Here is a 16,216-nt window from a genome sequence, read left to right on the forward strand (position 1 = left end):
TTGAAGGTTCTTTGGTTATGTAATATTATGCTTCCAGCTTATGCCAGAGCTCATGATCTTAATTATTCCGTAAGAGAAGGCTGGTTGTCTGGCTGCTTTAACAGAATAACTAAGGCAGGAGAATCAGAGAGAGATGTTTTGCTTGGTGTATGTTTTCCTGCTTGTGGAGAGATTGCCTCATCTAGTGAAGTTATAGATGGGGTTACTTACTACGGCTTTGAAGAGGATTTAAATCACCCAGAGAACTATGATGAAGCTTTGGAAAATCGATTTGCCCAGATTCTGGAAGATTTTAAGCCGGATATAGTGCATATCTTTGGAACTGAGTTTCCACATGCTCTTGCAATGCTTAAATCTTTTGATGATCCCAAGAAAGTACTTTTGGGGATACAGGGATTATGCGGAAGAATTGCTGATGAATATATGGCCAGACTTCCTGAATCAGTTCAGAGATCGGCTACATTCAGAGACAGGCTCAAAGAGGATTCTCTTTTGCAGCAGCAGGAAAAGTACAGAATAAGAGGCGAGAGGGAAAAGGAGACAATTCTTCTGGCTGGAAATATCACAGGCAGAACTGAGTTTGACAGGAAAGAGACTAGTGCAATAAATCCGAACGCCAGATATTTCGCCATGAATGAGACAATGAGGCCTGCTTTTTATGAAGGCAAGTGGCAGGAGAAGGATGCAATTCCACATAGCATCCTTTTGTCTCAGGGAGATTATCCTCTCAAGGGCTTTCATTTTATGTTGGAGGCTATGCCTAAGATTTTGGAAAAGTATCCTGATGCGCATTTGTATGTGGCCGGCAATAATATCATAGGCAAGGGACAGAGTAAATATCCTTATTTTCTGAGGGCTAGTGCCTATGGCAAGTATTTAAGAGGCCTTATATCATCAGGAAAACTCAAAAAGAAGGTAACTATGGTGGGAATGCTTGGCGAGCAGGAAATGAAGGAAAAGATGCTGCAGAGTAGTATTTTTGTATGTCCATCTATTCTTGAAAATTCCCCCAATTCACTGGCGGAAGCAATGCTCCTTGGAATGCCAATTGTGGCTGCAAGAGTTGGTGGTATTCCCAGCATGATACAGAACAACAAGGAATGTACCTTCTTTGAAGGCGGAAATAGCGATCAGCTTGCTGATGCCATAATTCAGATGTGGGATGAACCTGTGATTTCTGCAGTTTACGGAGATAATGCCAGAAAGCATGCGCTTATTACCCATGATCCTGACGCTAATTATCAGAAGCTCATGCAAATATATAGAGAAATAGTTGATCATAAAGGATGAAAACAGTGGAAAGACAGATAGTTGTTACTTTTGTCTCTAACTACATAAATCATCATCAGCTTCCTTTTTGCGTTGCTATGAACGACATGGAAAATGTGGAATTTCATTTTGTCCAGACAAGCCCTATGGAGCAGAAGAGGCTGGAAATGGGCTGGGGAGTTGATACAAAAGATTACCCTTTTGTAACACTGTTCTATGAGGAAGAAGAAAAGGCCAGAGGATTGATTCTTGATAGTGATGTTACAATTTTGGGATGGTCTGATGGGGTAATTGCTGATATTGAAAAGACAAGGCTTTCTTCCGGTAAGCTTACCTTTAGATTAAGCGAGCGTATCTATAGGGAAGGGCAATGGAAATTTATAAGTCCCAAGGGGCTTATGCGCAAGTATCAGGAGCACATAAAATACAGGAAAAAACCGGTATATCTCTTGTGTGCAGGAGCTTATGTGGCTTCTGACTTTGAGCTGATAAACAGCTATCCTGGGAAAAAGTATAAGTGGGGCTACTTTCCGCAAAGGCAGGCAGAGAGCTCTTTTACCAAATCTGAGAAAATAGGGCCATTAGACACTATAAATATCTGCTGGGCTGGAAGACTGATAGATCTAAAGCACCCGGAATTTGCAATAGAGGCAGCAAGAAGGCTAAGGGACAAAAATTACTCTTTCCACATGGATATAATTGGAGATGGAGATAAGAGAGAAGAGCTTATTAGCCTTATTGACAGGTATGGGCTGGGTGATATTGTCACTTTAAGAGGAGCTATGAAGCCGGCTGAAGTGTCTGCATATATGGAAAAGGCAGATATTTTTCTTTTTACAAGCAATTACCTTGAAGGCTGGGGAGCGGTAGTTAATGAAGCAATGCAGAGCGGCTGTGCTGTGGTAGCTTCCTTTGAGGCAGGTGCAGTGCCATTTCTTATTATGGATGAGATAAATGGACTAACCTACAACAATGGCAGTTTTGAGCGCTTTTTTGACAAGGTATTGTATTTATTTGAAAATAGAGATAAAATTCGAGAGTTTGGTAATAGGGCAAAAGATACTATTTGCTCAAGATGGAATGCAGAAAACGGAGCTAGAGAGTTTGTAAGGTTTGCTAGAGAGTACCTTGATGGGAAAGAGCCGCAGCCAAGCCCTGAGGGACCTATGAGTATAGCACCCATATTGACACCTCCTGGATTTTTCAGAACTCTGCAGGAAAAGAATAGATTGGAATAAGCTTTATGAGAATGATTGACAAGATTTTTGAAGTGGAATTTAAGTTTGGAAAGGTGAAGCTAAAGTGCTTTGATATACTGTGCGCCATGGTGCTTACAGCTATGGGGCTTCTTTTTCGCTTCTCTTTGTATGATATTAAGTCTGGCGATTATGTAACAGCCTTTGCCGACTGGATGAGAGAGTGCCACGAGGCTGGAGGATTTGCTTATCTCGGAATTCAGCCCGGCGTGACAGCTGCCAGTACATTTGACTATAACTGTATGTTTCAGTATTTGATAGTGATACTTCATTACATTGGCAGAAACGTTGAGGATATGTATCTGGTAAAGAGCCTGTCAGTATTATTTGACTTTGTATGTGCAGTGAATCTGGCCCGCATTACTTTCCAGGTAACAGGCGGAAATATACAAAAGACAATGCTTTCTTATTATGGAGTTCTTTTCCTGCCTACAGTCGTATTAAATAGTGCTGCCTGGGCTCAGAATGACTCTATTTATACTGCATTTATATTGCTTTCTCTTTTGCATATAATAAGAGGCAATGATTTCAGGGCATTTATGTACCTTGCTATTTCATACAGTTTCAAGCAGCAGGCAATCTTCTTTATGCCTTTCATAATAATCATGTGGCTAAAGAATAGGATAAAGATCAGATATATCCTTGCTATACCAGTTTTTCACGTACTTGCGATGATTCCTGCGGCTATTGCTGGCAGAAGCTGGGGAGATCTTCTTGGAATATATGGCAATCAGGTTTCTATGTTCTCAAGACTTACTATGAATTACCCTAGCATTTACACTATTATCACTTCAGATCTTAAGAAAGGTACAAGACAGCTTGTAATAAGGGCTGGAGTATTGGCCACAGTTATTATTTTTGGAATGTTGGCTTCATATATTTATCACAAGAAGTTTAAGATCACGGATAAATTTATAATCACACTTGTTATTTTTACTGCAGAACTTTGCTGCTTCTGCTTGCCTGTAATGCATGAGAGATATGGCTATATGCCAGAAATGCTGGCTGTTGTTTATGCACTTTATAGCTATAAGAGGCTTCCAATCTGTGCATTTTTGCAGGTTATATCCATGATCACATATACAAGATATTTATTTGGATCTACAGTTACAATGTTATGGCCATTGACGGTAGCTATGCTTGTTATTATTCTTACAGTTGGCTATGACCTGTATCAGCAGATGCAGATTGCGGAGGAAGCAGATGCCTGATTTTAAGGACAAGATTTCAGTAATAGTGCCGGCTTATAACATAGAAGACCTTTTGCCCAAGTGCGTGGAGTCTCTAGTTGCGCAGGATTATCCGGCAGATCTTTTTGAAATTATTGTTGTAGATGATGGCTCAACTGATGAAACTGGAAAAGTGGCTGATGATCTGGCTGGGCGCTATGGAAACGTAAAGGTATTTCACAAGAAAAACGGTGGATCCAGTAGTGCCAGAAATCTTGGCATCAGCAGAGCAACAGGTGATTATATTGGGTTCGTGGATAGCGATGACTTTGTTGATGAGCACATGTACAGCACTCTGATGAAGGCAAGTCTTGAATATGATGCAGATATGGTGCAGATTTCAAGAAATGAGATTGCAGAAGATGGAAGTCTTCTTCCAGATGTTGTTATCCCTCCTTCTGAGATTACCACGATTACTCCATCTGAGCATCTTAGGACGCTGCTCATGCATATAGGAGATGCATCTTTTTGCACCAAACTTGTAAAAAGAGAATTCTTCGGAAAAGATATGCTTTTTCCTGAGGGAGAGCTTAACGAAGACTTTTATCTGATGATCCATATGCTGGAGAAGGTTAATAAAGTCGTGATTCTTCCGCAGCAGTATTATCATGTGTTTTATAGAACAGGCAGTAATTCTCGCAAAAAGGCTGAGGATAAGGATTATTTCCCATCAGTATTTACAGATATAGTAAGAAATAGCGATGTTGTACTTGAACTGGTAAAAAGAAATCATCCTGAGCTTACTGATATAGCACTTAGGTTTGGATTTGTCCAGAGACTGGACTACCTTCTTCATATACCGATTTCCAAAATGACAAAAGACAATTCTTTTTACAGAGCTGTTGTCAGATTTATCAGAGGAAATCTAGGGGAGATATTTGCAAATGATTATCTTACTGGCAAGCAGAAGGCATATCTTATGATCCTTGCAGTAAACCCAAGGGGAATCAGAATGCTTCACGCCAGAATTCGCGGCTTATAGAGGGATTATAAATGAAACGAATAGGTATAATATTGATTTTCGTGTTTTCCATAATAGTAAATGTTTACTTTGGCTTTCAAAAGGCCGGATTTCACGAAGATGAGTATTATACCTATTTTTCTTCTAATAGAACAATGGGGCTTTACCAGCCAGATAGACAGTGGCAGGATAGGCAGACTATTCTCGATGAATTTGTTGTAAAACCAGGTGAGGGATTCAGGTTTGGGCTGGTACGGCTGGTTCAGTCATGGGATGTTCATCCACCTTTTTACTACTATATATTTCATACGGCTTGTTCTATTGTTCCTGGTGTTTTTACAAAATGGACCGGAATCATAACAAATCTTTTGGCTTTTGCCCTTTGCTTCTGGATTTTATATCTGATCCTTGAAAGACTTAGGGTTTCAGCTGGGATGCAAGCTGCAGCTCTTTTGTTTTATGGAGTAAATCCGCAGACTATATCCTGTAATATGCTGATCAGGATGTATGCCTGGTTATCACTTTTTGTTGCTCTGTGTGCTTATCTTCATGTGAGAATGGTGCAGGAGGAAGAAAAAGAGATTTCAGAGAGAAAATTCTTTATTGGACATATGCTTCCAATAATGATTGTTTCATATTTCGGATTTCTGACACAGTATTTTTACCTGTTTTTCTTTGTGGCTATAGGCGTTTCCTATAGCGCTTATGTTGTATTTTGGAAAAAGAATCTAAAAAGAGGAATACTATATGTCTCTTCCTGCGCTGTTTCTCTTTTGCTGGCGGTAATTAGTTATCCGGCAAGCGTGCGTCACCTCTTTGGAGGCTATAGAGGAAGTGAAGCGGCAGGAAGTATCTTTGATCTGGGAAACACATTTATGAGACTATCTTTCTTTGCAGATCTTCTCAATGACTTTGTTTTTGGTGGATACTTTTACCTGATAGTGATCTTGTTACTGATGATGGTTATTGCGTCTTATATTTCTAAAAAAGTGATACAGAAAAGTGATGGAAGCAGACAGATCAGCCAAAAAGATTCTTTCGGGCCGGAATATATCATTCTTACCCTTGGGACAATAGGATATTTTCTTCTTACAGCTAAAGCAGCTCTTTTGGTTGGAAGTGCTTCGAACAGATATGAGATGCCAGCCTATGGATTGATCATAATGATAGTGTTTGCATCTTTTAACCTTGTTTTTAATTTAAAGACAGACACTAAAAACATCAGAAAAATCAGGAGTTATACAATAACAATTGTTTTTGTTGCGGTGGTTTTCTTATTGATCAAAGGAATAAATATCAACGATAGAGTACTGTTCCTATATAGGGAAGACACAGAAAAAATAGAATACGCTACTCAAAATAGTGAAGGCGTTGCGGTAGTTATGTTTAATCCTGCTACTCCGCATAATGTATGGAGGCTTACTGATGAACTTCTAGAGTACAGGAAAGTGTTCTATATGGATGAGGAAAATCTTGACAAACTGACTGAACCAGAGATTGTAGATGCAACAAGGATCACTTTATATGTAGCAGATGATGATTATCAGGAAGAAGCGATTAACAATCTTATGGACAGCGTAGAGCTTACAAACATTAGTCAGTTATTTTCTGAGGATATGTGGAAAACTTATGAGATATATTGACCTTTTGTGGAAAAAGATATTGTGAGGAAGAATAGTTTTGCTTATTGATTTGTTTTTTACCTTTTTTAAAATTGGTATTTTTACTTTTGGCGGTGGATATGCCATGATATCCCTCATTCAGGATGCTTGTGTTGAGAGGGAAAAGTGGATAACTGACGAAGAGATGATGGATATTACAGTGATAGCTGAATCAACACCAGGCCCTGTTGCTATAAACTGTGCAACCTTCGTGGGGTATAAAAAGAGCGGGATAAAAGGTGCAATTGCGGCTACTATCGGAGTTGTACTGCCATCCTTTGTCATTATCTATCTTATATCATTGTTTCTTGACAGCTTTCTGGAAATTACTTGGATAGCCAGCGCTTTTAAAGGAATAAAGATTGCTGTTGGAGTATTGATAGTGGATGCAGCACTTAAGCTGATCAAAAAAATGCCAAAAAAAACCTTTCAGCTTGTGGTTCTTATTACAGCCTTTATTATAATGATGGCCGTTAACCTTTTTGCAGTCAAGATTTCATCCATAACACTAATGCTTATTGCGGGTGCGTGCGGGCTTTTAGTATATGCCCTTGCGAAAATTAAAAAGAAGGGAGATTGTGCCAGATGATTTACATTGACCTTTTTCTTGGATTTTTAAAGGTAGGCCTTTTTTCTTTTGGTGGAGCCTATGCAGCGATACCACTTATCAGGGATGTGGTACTTTATTATGGTTGGATAGATGATGAAAAGCTCTCTTACATGATAGCAGTCAGTGAGAGTACCCCAGGGCCTCTTATGGTCAATATGGCAACTTATATAGGAAGTACCATGGCAGGCTTGCCTGGAGCGGTGATAGCAACTTTTACAGTTGTTCTTCCTGCCTTTATCATTATCGTTTTGATACTGGCTGTTATGAAAAACTTAATGGATAACCCTTACGTTCAGGCGGTTTTAAACGGATTAAAGCCTTGCATTATGGGAATCATCCTGGCTATGGGAGTTAATATGATCCTTCAGAGCACGGTTATATCAGGCACAGCGGAGAGCTTATCATTAAATGGTGATACTAGGGCTATACTATTGTGCTTTATATTTGTAATTGTGTACTTCGGATCAAGGAAAGTTGTAAAGAAAGGTATTTCTGCCATTACACTTATTGGCCTATCAGCAATTGCAGGAATTATTGCTTACGGAGTATGAGAAGTGTTGTCTAAAGCAGGACGGGACAAAAATATATCTAATAAGAAAATGCCATAGCCCGCATCACGGACTATGGCATTTTCGTTTGTAGTATTACTTACAGTCCTGCAAGTTTCAGCAGCAGACCGAAGGCGTTCAGGCAATCAGATTCCTGTGTCATATACGTAGATAGTATAGGGACTGGACTCATCAGTGTATGTTCCGATCAGGGACAGCCCAAGCTCAGAAGCGTTGGAAAGCTCTATCCTTGAGAAGATGTACTTACAATCAAGACTCTTTAATCCGTCTATATTTACAACAAGTCGTTTGTCAGTTACTTCAAGATTACGAAGCGGTGCATAAGTATTCTCATCAGAACCAGAATAAAGGCTTACTCGTGCGCCCCATCCTTCAAAGTAGGACTTAAGTGAAGGCGATCCTTCCAGAGCTGGCTCAATGATACTTGTCCACTTCTCCTTGTATTCCTGAGAATACATTCCCAGATAACCATCTACAGAAGCAATACCGTTGTAATTTAGAACAGCGGGATGCATTCCATAAGCAACAGACCATTCTCCGTTGTAATCGATATCGTCTATTATTTTATCAAAAAGTTTGGTTGAATAGAATTCATTATAGTTAACGTAAGTTGTATCCCGGTGTTTGATAATCTTGAAAGCCTGATTATAACAGGTGTAATAGAAATCGTTATATACCTGAGGTACAAACATGACTACTAAGATAGCAAGGGTTACGATAACATTTGCAAGCGGCTTTAGGTTTTTGCCAGCATGATCATACATTCTGACACAGACAAGTAAAAGCTCTGCATACCATAAAAATGTATTGAAGTAAGCTGTTCTTGCAAACTCAAATCCTGTAAGAGGCGGAACCAGTGTTTCAAACAAATGTCTGAATGGCGCATACTGATACAGACCAAAGATCAGAACATTGAATATCATCCAGAGAAGCACCAGGTTAATGGAGTCCTTGAGGATAAGCTTTGATTCTTTTCTCTTAATGTATCCGATGTTAATAATAACCACCGCTATTAAAACAACACCCAGAATCACATATGTATGAGAATCCTCTGAATGGAAAGATGCGTTAACAAACTCATTAAAAGCTGTGGCCATAGCTTGACCAAAACTAATCTCACCATGTTCCATTGTGGTTCTTATAGTTACAGTGTCTGACAGAAGCATCTCTTTAAAGAGTCTGTATTCAAACAAAATATAACCAAGAGAGAGTATTACTATTGAAGCAAAGGTGCTCTTTGGAAAACGTTTGTCTTTTATCCAAAGAATAATAACGGCCACTACCATATATGATAGTATAAAGAAACCATGGTAGGAGAAGTAGGATAACAATGGATATAAAAACACTCCGATGTAGAAAGGAAGCCTTTTCTTAAAACTGTCTGCAAAATAAAGCTTCCTAAGTAGGAGTACTATAAGCGGGACTGAAGTAAAGGCAATACCATAAGTTGGGAAAACAGGTATAAGTCCAAAGGCAACTGATATAACTACAATTATTGGTTTGTACTGGTCATATCTGTCTTTGTACACATCCTTGGCAAGGAGTCTGAAGGAAATAATACCAACAGCTATTTTTGCGGCGTAGCCTGCAAGATAAGCCCAGACTCCTGGAAGCAGGATATAAAAGAGATTGTATATCAGAAACTCACTTCCAAATAAATCTCTTGGTACTCCGTGAAGGATAGGAGCATTTTGTCCTTGAGAAAACCACAGGCCAGCCTTTTTAAGCATTTCGTAGTGTGCCATGAACAAATCTAAGTTGTCATGGATCTGGAAATAGCTTTCTCCTCTAAACACAAGAAACACTGCGGCCTGTAATGCCAGCAGTGCTCCTGTCAGATATAGATACCAATACTTTTTTATAGTATTTGTCTTTATCATGATTCGTAATCTTCTCCTACAGTAAACTTAGGTACCCACTTACCATCTTTCTTTTCAAAAAGATCTCTGTTTACGTACTTATCTACAACTTCCCAGAATTCTTCTTTGGTTATTCCAAGATAATCGCAAGTCTTCTGGATGTACTGTTCTCCGCATTTGCCATCGTATTCGTTTACATACCATTTGCCATCTTCTCTTGTGAAACGTCCTTCTCTGATATCATAACAAATCTCGTCTGTGGCAAAACCAAAGCCAAATTTAAGGTATTTAATCATCTGGTTAGGAATCTGAAGATCACAGTCAAGGGCTGCATATCTTCTATAGCGGCCATGGTCGTGAAGGTCTCCATCTCTTCCTAACAAGCCTCTGGCAACTGCAAAGTCTGCATTACCTACTTGAGACCATTCTCTTACATAGTACTGAAGGAAGATAGCTTTGATGCCCTTAGCCTGCATCTCTTCAACAGTAGGTATTTTATACAAGAAGAGATCTTTCTCAGTGATATTGTTTGAAAGGTCTACGAAGCTGTCTACACTAGCACCACGAATAGTTTCAAGTTGCATTACAGAAAAGGCATTTCCAGAAGCTTCCTGGTTCTTGGCAGCTCCAAGCGTAAGAGCGGCATTCTCACCCTGGATAATGAGCGGAATGTTGAATTTAACAGCCATAATATAAGCTGAAGCCCAGAGACAATACTCAGAAGCAGCGATGATATTTCCTCTTTCAAAGAAAGACTTTCTGGCAAGCTTCTTGGCTACAATAGGGTTTGGTCTGATAGAAATAATATCAAAACCAAGATTATTGAGGTTCTCGATATTCTTGCGACCAATTTCTGTAATTTCATCTGGCATACAATTGATAAGAAGTGGATTAAGTCCCAGCTTCTCTTTAGCATATACAGCCTGGAAAGTTGAGTCCTTACCACCAGAAACTCCGATGATACAATCGTAGGTGTTACCACGCTTTTTGGCTTCAGCCTTTGCTTCTTCGGCAAAACCTAAAAGTTCAGCCTGGCGTGCTTCCCAATTTATAGTTGCCTTAGACTCTTCATAACGGCAGGCAAAGCAAACCTGCTCATCGTCAAAAATAATGCCTGGTCTAGTGTCTGGCTGCAGGCAACGTTTGCAATAACGCATTTTCATGTGCGTAATCTCCTTTTACACTTACAATTTATAAATCCAAGAAATTATACTACTTATAAATAAGGTAAGGCAAGTAGAGGATGACAAGGCAAGGGATTGATTATATAATAAATGGCATGAAAAAGGTTAAATCAGGCAGACGAGTGTATATCTGCCACACGTATTATCATGCTTATATAGCAACTGTAAAAGAACTAGTAGGAAGACAACAGATTGGGGGCAGTGCCGATATAATACTGAGCACTATGTCCAACAATTTTGAGAGCCTTGAAGGGAGACTTGTAAGATCTGGTGTCTTTGATAATGTTTACATGTTCGATGAAAAGGAAGATGTTACCTCAGAGGAAGTGATGAAATATCATCAGGATAGGGGAAATATCATCCTTAATTTGTTGCAGAGAATTAAATATACTAAGATGCTTGGCAAGCTTCAGGAAGATTACATACCAACAGATATTTCAAAGTATGATGATGTCTATGTGTTCTGCGACTCAGATCCAATTGGATACTATCTAAATTACAAGAAAATCTATTATCACGCAGTGGAAGACGGGCTTAATTCAGGACGACTTGATGATCAGGCCAGAAATGCCAATAAGGGAGCCTGGCCTTTGAAAAAGGCAATGGCTAAGCTTGGTCTTATATTTATAGAAAGTGGGTATAGTAAGTATTGTCTCGACTATGAAGTTAATGATATCAGTGCTAATCACAGTGTTCCGGATAATGTAGTTGAGATTCCAAGAAAAGAGCTTGATAGCAGACTCACGGAGGAAGATCATAAAATACTTGTTGATATTTTTTTGGAGAATCCCGACAGAGTGCTAGCACAGCTCCTTGGAACAGAATCTGATAATAAGAACAAAAAGCCAAATGCCATGATACTTACAGAGCCTTTGTGTGAGCTTGATGTAAGGGAAAAACTATTTGGTGATATCATAAAAGAGTATGAGAAGGATCATCGTATCATAATCAAACCTCATCCAAGAGACCTTCTTGACTATGAAAAGGCCTTTCCTGATGTCGTAGTTATCAAGGACAGGTTTCCTATGGAGGTTTTGGGGGATATCAAGGGATTTGAAGTTGACAAGATGATTTCTGTTATCACTCAGATGGATAACACATATTATGCCAAGGAAATAGTATATCTAGGCCTGGACTTTCTTGATAAATATGAGGATCCTTCAATTCATAGAAAGACAGAACTTTTAGATAGATAACAGGAGATGGACAAATGTCTAGCGTAGCTATTATTACTGCCCGCGGAGGCAGCAAAAGAATACCCAAGAAGAACATAAAAGAATTTTGTGGTAAGCCAATTCTTGCCTATAGCATAGAAGCAGCACTTAAAAGTGGAGCATTTGATGAAGTAATGGTATCAACTGATAGTCAGGAGATAGCGGATATTGCAAGAGAGTATGGGGCTTCAGTTCCATTCATGAGGTCTGAAACTAACAGTAACGACATTTCAACTACAGCGGATGTTCTAGAAGAAGTGATCAGCGAATATGAAAAGATTGGCAAAGATTTTGATACTCTTGCCTGTATTTATCCTACAGCTCCTTTTGTGACAGGAGATAAACTATCTGATGCTATGAACAAGATGCAGGAAAGCGGGGCTGATGCTCTGGTTTCTGTGGTTAAGTTTGGCTTCCCCCCTCAGAGAGCTTTTGTAATAAGAGATGAAAAAGTCTGTTATCAATATCCTGAGTATGAGAGAGCAAGAAGTCAGGATCTTGAGAAGATATATCATGATTGTGGTCAGTTCTATATTCTTAAGAAAAAGGCTCTTTGTCAGTATCATTCGCTGATAGTACCTAATACTATTCCATACGAGATTCCTGAGGAAGAGGTGCAGGATATTGATACTATGTCTGACTGGAAGATTGCGGAAGTAAAATATACAGTTTTGCATCAGGGAGAATAAGGATGTTTAGGATTTATGACAAGATAAACAGTGGAGAAGTATATATTATTGCAGAGATGAGCGCTAATCATGGCGGTAGTCTGGACAATGCCTTAAAGATAGTCAATGAAGCGGCTGATGCAGGGGCTGACTGTCTCAAAATCCAGACCTATACTGCAGATAGCCTGACAATAGATTGCGACAATGAGTACTTTAAGGTAAAGGGCGGCCTTTGGGATGGATACAAGTTATATGACTTGTATCAGGATGCTGGAACTCCTTATGAGTGGCAAAAGCGTATAAAGGAAGAATGCGATAAATGTGGCATTGACTTTTTATCTACCCCTTTTGACAATGCCGGGGTAGATTTTTTGGAGGAACTTGGAGCAGAAGCCTACAAGATAGCAAGCTTTGAACTTGTTGATATTCCACTTATAAAGTATGCCGCTTCCAAGGGAAAACCCATGATAATTTCAACTGGAATGGGTAGTCTTGAGGATATCCAGGATGCTATAGATGCATGCCATAGTGTAGGTAATGACAAGATTATATTACTCAAGTGTTGCAGTGAGTATCCTGCACCATGGGTAGATATGCACCTTGGAAATATTCAGGACATGAAAAAGAGATTTGGCCTTCCGGTGGGACTTTCAGATCACAGCGAGGGAAGTCTCGGAGCTGTCGTTGGAGTAACACTCGGAGCAGTGGTTGTTGAAAAACACATTATGCTTGAAGGCGTTGAAAGTGCTGATAGTAAATTCAGCATGCCAGTCAAAGATTTTGCCAAGATGGTGGGGGATGTGCGCAATGCGTGCCTGATAGCGCAAGGACCTAATTATGACCTTACTGATGGTGAAAAAGCGTCAACTATTTTTAGAAGAAGCATTATAGCTGTAAGAGATATTAAGGCTGGAGACGAGATACAAGAAGGAGATCTTAGAGTGATAAGACCTGGTTATGGAATAAAACCTAAGTATCTTGGGGCGGTAATTGGCTCCAAGGCAAAATGCGATATACCAAGAGGTACTCCAATCAAGTTTGAACATTATAAGGATTAAATAGATGGGAGTTTTATCGTGAAAATTCTGTGTTTATATAATAATGATTGTGCTATTGAACTTTTTGACTATATTAGAAATCTTGGCCATGAAACTGTTCTCTGGAGTGAAAAATTAACAGAAGAATTTGTAAAAGAACAGGTTTTTGACCTGGCTGTCAGCTATACATATAGATATATTTTGCCAGAAAATATTATTTTGGCACTAAAAGAAAACGTAGTGAATATCCACAATTCTTTTCTCCCCTTTAATAGAGGCGCAGATCCTAATATGTGGAGTATAGTAGATAATACGCCGAGAGGTACAACTCTTCATTACATAAATACTGGACTTGATAAAGGCAGTATTATAGCTCAGGAGATGATATCTGATCTGTCTGATGAAGAAACGCTTGCTTCAACTTATAACAATTTGGATAAGGCAGCCAAAGACCTCTTTAAAAAAGCTTTTGAATATTATGATAAGTGGCCATCCATGCGGAAAATGCCTGAGGGCAAAGGGAGCTATCATTCTGTTAAGGATGGAACAAGGATAAAGGAGCTTATTCCATCCTTTGACATCACAATTGCGGAGTTCAGAAATCTTTTGAGGGAACAGGCATGAGAGAGCTTTATTTCAGAGTTGATACCAATGATGTAGTAGCTACTGGTCATATAATGAGATGCCTTTCCATAGCTGATGCAGCAAGAAATCTTGGCATCACCCCGGTCTTTATTCTTGCTGATGATACCGGCAAGACAAGGGTTGAAGAGAGAGGCTATCGGTCTATCATACTTGATTCTAAGTGGGATGACCTTTATTCTGAATCAGATAAACTAAAAGAGGTCATAATAAATAATGACATAAAAGTTCTAGTGGTAGATAGTTATTATGCATCTGATGAATATTTCAGTAAAATATCAGAGATTACAAATGTTATTTATATAGACGATCTTGGTAGCTTTGAATACCCTGTGTCAGGGGTTGTCTGTTACGCAAATTACTATGACAAGTTTGATTATCCGAAAAGATTTGTGGATTCAAAGGTCAATTTCTATTTGGGATGCGACTATGTACCTTTGAGGAAAGAATTCGAAAAGATAGAGCCTAAGGAAATAAAAGAAAAAATTGAATCAGTCCTGCTTTTATCCGGTGGAGGAGACCAAAATCATGCTCTAAAGACATTTGTTCAAAGCTTAAGTGCAGATTTTGACTTTAAGATCATTGCAATATGTGGACAGTATAATACAGATTACGATGAGCTTGAGAGAACATATTCTGAGGATGAACATGTTAAGATTTACAAATCTGTCGACAACATGCTTGAGTTAATGCAAGGAGCTGATCTTGCAATTTCAGCGGGAGGAACTACGCTTTATGAATTAAGTGCTTGCGGAACTCCGACGATAACCTATTCTTTTACAGACAATCAGCTCGATAATGTGTATCAGTTTGAAAAAGACAGACTTATGAAATATGCTGGAGATATGAGAAATGGCAGCATAATAGAGGCTCTAGAGAGATACATTTATTTTTATAGTAGTAAGGAAAAAAGAGAAGAGGCATCACTTGGTCTAAAAAAGCTTGTTGATGGCTTGGGGGCAAAACGCTTGGTTGAGAAGATAGTGAGAGATTATAAACTATGAAGCTTAGTATAATTGTTCCTGTTTTTAATATGGCAGGAGATGAAAAACTAACTTACTGTCTGAATAGTCTTTTAGGACAGAAGCTGAACGATTATGAGATAATAACAGTAGATGACTGCTCAACAGATAATTCACTTGAAATTTTAAAAGAATATGAACAAAGGCATCCTGATAAAATAAGGGTAATCCACAGTGAGATCAATAAGCATCAGGGTGGAGCCAAAAACATAGGAATGCAGGCCGCTCGTGGGGAATGGATAGGCTTTATTGATGCTGACGACTGGATACATCCGGATATGTACAACAGGATGATCAGTAGAGCAGAGGAAACCGGCGCTGATATGGTGGGATGTGATCTTACTATGGTTGATAGTCACACAATGGAAGTGTCTGATATTATTGAAAAAAATGGAGACGCCAGTCAGACAGGTATTTTGGATCACGATAAGAAAAAGCATCTTATTCTTGACGGGGGTAGACTGGTTACAAAAATATACAAAAGAGATACGCTGCAAAGGAACGATATTCATTTTCCGGAAAATATTTTCTATGAAGATAATGCCATGAGCAACTCTTTTTTGTTGACAGCTCAGCATTATGAGCATATATCTGAGCCGTGGTACTATTATTATCAGCACGATGCTTCTACAGTGCATTCCTTTTCTGAGAGAAAATGTCTTGATAGAATGGAAGCAGGAAGAATTATCCTAAGTGAAGCAAAAAGGCTTGGTTTTTATGAAGAGTTTAAAGACGAAATAGAGTTTATGTTTATACAACTGTTTTTCGTAAATACTCTATTTACCTACATGCCCTGTGTAAGACCTACAAAACTGTCATTTGTTAAAGGGCTTATGAATGAGCTTTTGAATACTTATCCTGAGTTTGAGATAAATAGATATTATAAGGATAGGGTTAATCCTGAGGAAAAGAAACTGATCAAAATGCTATGCAATTCACCACTTAGATTTTATGCGTATTATAAGCTTCTTTGGACATACAGGAAATTTAGAAGATTGCTTAGTAAATAATAGTTTTGTTTGTTTTGAGGTGAAA

General features: G+C 38.9%; 15 protein-coding genes. 13 read left to right on the forward strand and 2 right to left on the reverse strand.

Features of this window, described 5'->3' with window-relative positions:
- From G631_RS0108185 to G631_RS0108215, 7 genes are read left to right on the forward strand one after another with little or no spacing between them, the layout of a single operon-like run.
- Positions 1-1,290, forward strand: a complete 1,290-nt coding sequence (locus G631_RS0108185; protein ID WP_026489041.1) for a glycosyltransferase family 4 protein — start codon at positions 1-3, stop codon at positions 1,288-1,290.
- Positions 1,291-1,295: 5 nt separating this feature from the next.
- A complete protein-coding gene (locus G631_RS0108190) occupies positions 1,296-2,507 on the forward strand; it encodes a glycosyltransferase family 4 protein (protein WP_242829081.1) in 1,212 nt (403 codons plus the stop codon).
- Between the two features lie 5 nt (positions 2,508-2,512).
- Complete coding sequence (locus tag G631_RS0108195; RefSeq protein WP_026489043.1) at positions 2,513-3,736, forward strand: hypothetical protein; 1,224 nt, start codon at positions 2,513-2,515, stop codon at positions 3,734-3,736.
- Complete coding sequence (locus G631_RS0108200; protein WP_026489044.1) at positions 3,729-4,736, forward strand: glycosyltransferase family 2 protein; 1,008 nt, start codon at positions 3,729-3,731, stop codon at positions 4,734-4,736. Before G631_RS0108195 ends, G631_RS0108200 begins: the two co-directional genes overlap by 8 nt.
- 11 nt (positions 4,737-4,747) lie before the next feature.
- The gene (locus G631_RS0108205; protein ID WP_026489045.1) at positions 4,748-6,358 is read left to right on the forward strand and encodes a hypothetical protein; all 1,611 of its coding nucleotides are present in this window, start codon (positions 4,748-4,750) and stop codon (positions 6,356-6,358) included.
- Positions 6,359-6,395: 37 nt separating this feature from the next.
- A complete protein-coding gene (locus G631_RS0108210) occupies positions 6,396-6,965 on the forward strand; it encodes a chromate transporter (protein WP_330365684.1) in 570 nt (189 codons plus the stop codon).
- The gene (locus G631_RS0108215; protein WP_026489047.1) at positions 6,962-7,537 is read left to right on the forward strand and encodes a chromate transporter; all 576 of its coding nucleotides are present in this window, start codon (positions 6,962-6,964) and stop codon (positions 7,535-7,537) included. The genes G631_RS0108210 and G631_RS0108215 overlap by 4 nt, the downstream gene beginning before the upstream one ends.
- 143 nt (positions 7,538-7,680) lie before the next feature.
- Here the strand turns inward: G631_RS0108215 and G631_RS0108220 are convergent, their stop codons facing one another.
- Positions 7,681-9,435, reverse strand: coding sequence for a DUF6044 family protein (locus tag G631_RS0108220; protein WP_026489048.1), 1,755 nt, complete (start codon positions 9,433-9,435; stop codon positions 7,681-7,683).
- A complete protein-coding gene (locus G631_RS18530; RefSeq protein ID WP_081671288.1) occupies positions 9,432-10,577 on the reverse strand; it encodes an N-acetyl sugar amidotransferase in 1,146 nt (381 codons plus the stop codon). Before G631_RS18530 ends, G631_RS0108220 begins: the two co-directional genes overlap by 4 nt.
- Positions 10,578-10,657: 80 nt before the next feature.
- Here G631_RS18530 and G631_RS0108230 point away from each other — a divergent pair, with 80 nt between their 5' ends.
- Genes G631_RS0108230 through G631_RS0108255 form a run of 6 tightly spaced genes read left to right on the forward strand, consistent with a single transcriptional unit; the run spans position 10,658 to position 16,191 of the window.
- On the forward strand, positions 10,658-11,794 hold the full coding sequence (locus tag G631_RS0108230; RefSeq protein WP_035789527.1) for a glycosyltransferase family 52: 1,137 nt from the start codon (positions 10,658-10,660) through the stop codon (positions 11,792-11,794).
- Between the two features lie 14 nt (positions 11,795-11,808).
- Complete coding sequence (gene pseF / locus G631_RS0108235; RefSeq protein WP_026489050.1) at positions 11,809-12,501, forward strand: pseudaminic acid cytidylyltransferase; 693 nt, start codon at positions 11,809-11,811, stop codon at positions 12,499-12,501.
- Between the two features lie 2 nt (positions 12,502-12,503).
- On the forward strand, positions 12,504-13,538 hold the full coding sequence (pseI, locus tag G631_RS0108240; RefSeq protein WP_026489051.1) for a pseudaminic acid synthase: 1,035 nt from the start codon (positions 12,504-12,506) through the stop codon (positions 13,536-13,538).
- 18 nt (positions 13,539-13,556) lie between these two features.
- Positions 13,557-14,141 (forward strand): formyltransferase family protein, encoded by a 585-nt coding sequence (locus G631_RS18535; protein WP_051197031.1) that lies wholly within the window; start codon positions 13,557-13,559, stop codon positions 14,139-14,141.
- Entirely contained in the window at positions 14,138-15,163 is a 1,026-nt protein-coding gene (gene pseG / locus G631_RS0108250) for a UDP-2,4-diacetamido-2,4,6-trideoxy-beta-L-altropyranose hydrolase (RefSeq protein WP_026489052.1), read from the forward strand. Before G631_RS18535 ends, pseG begins: the two co-directional genes overlap by 4 nt.
- Positions 15,160-16,191, forward strand: a complete 1,032-nt coding sequence (locus G631_RS0108255) for a glycosyltransferase (RefSeq protein WP_026489053.1) — start codon at positions 15,160-15,162, stop codon at positions 16,189-16,191. Before pseG ends, G631_RS0108255 begins: the two co-directional genes overlap by 4 nt.
- Positions 16,192-16,216 lie beyond the last annotated feature (25 nt).

This window comes from Butyrivibrio sp. XBB1001 (assembly GCF_000424505.1).
Classification (GTDB): Bacteria; Bacillota; Clostridia; order Lachnospirales; family Lachnospiraceae; genus Butyrivibrio.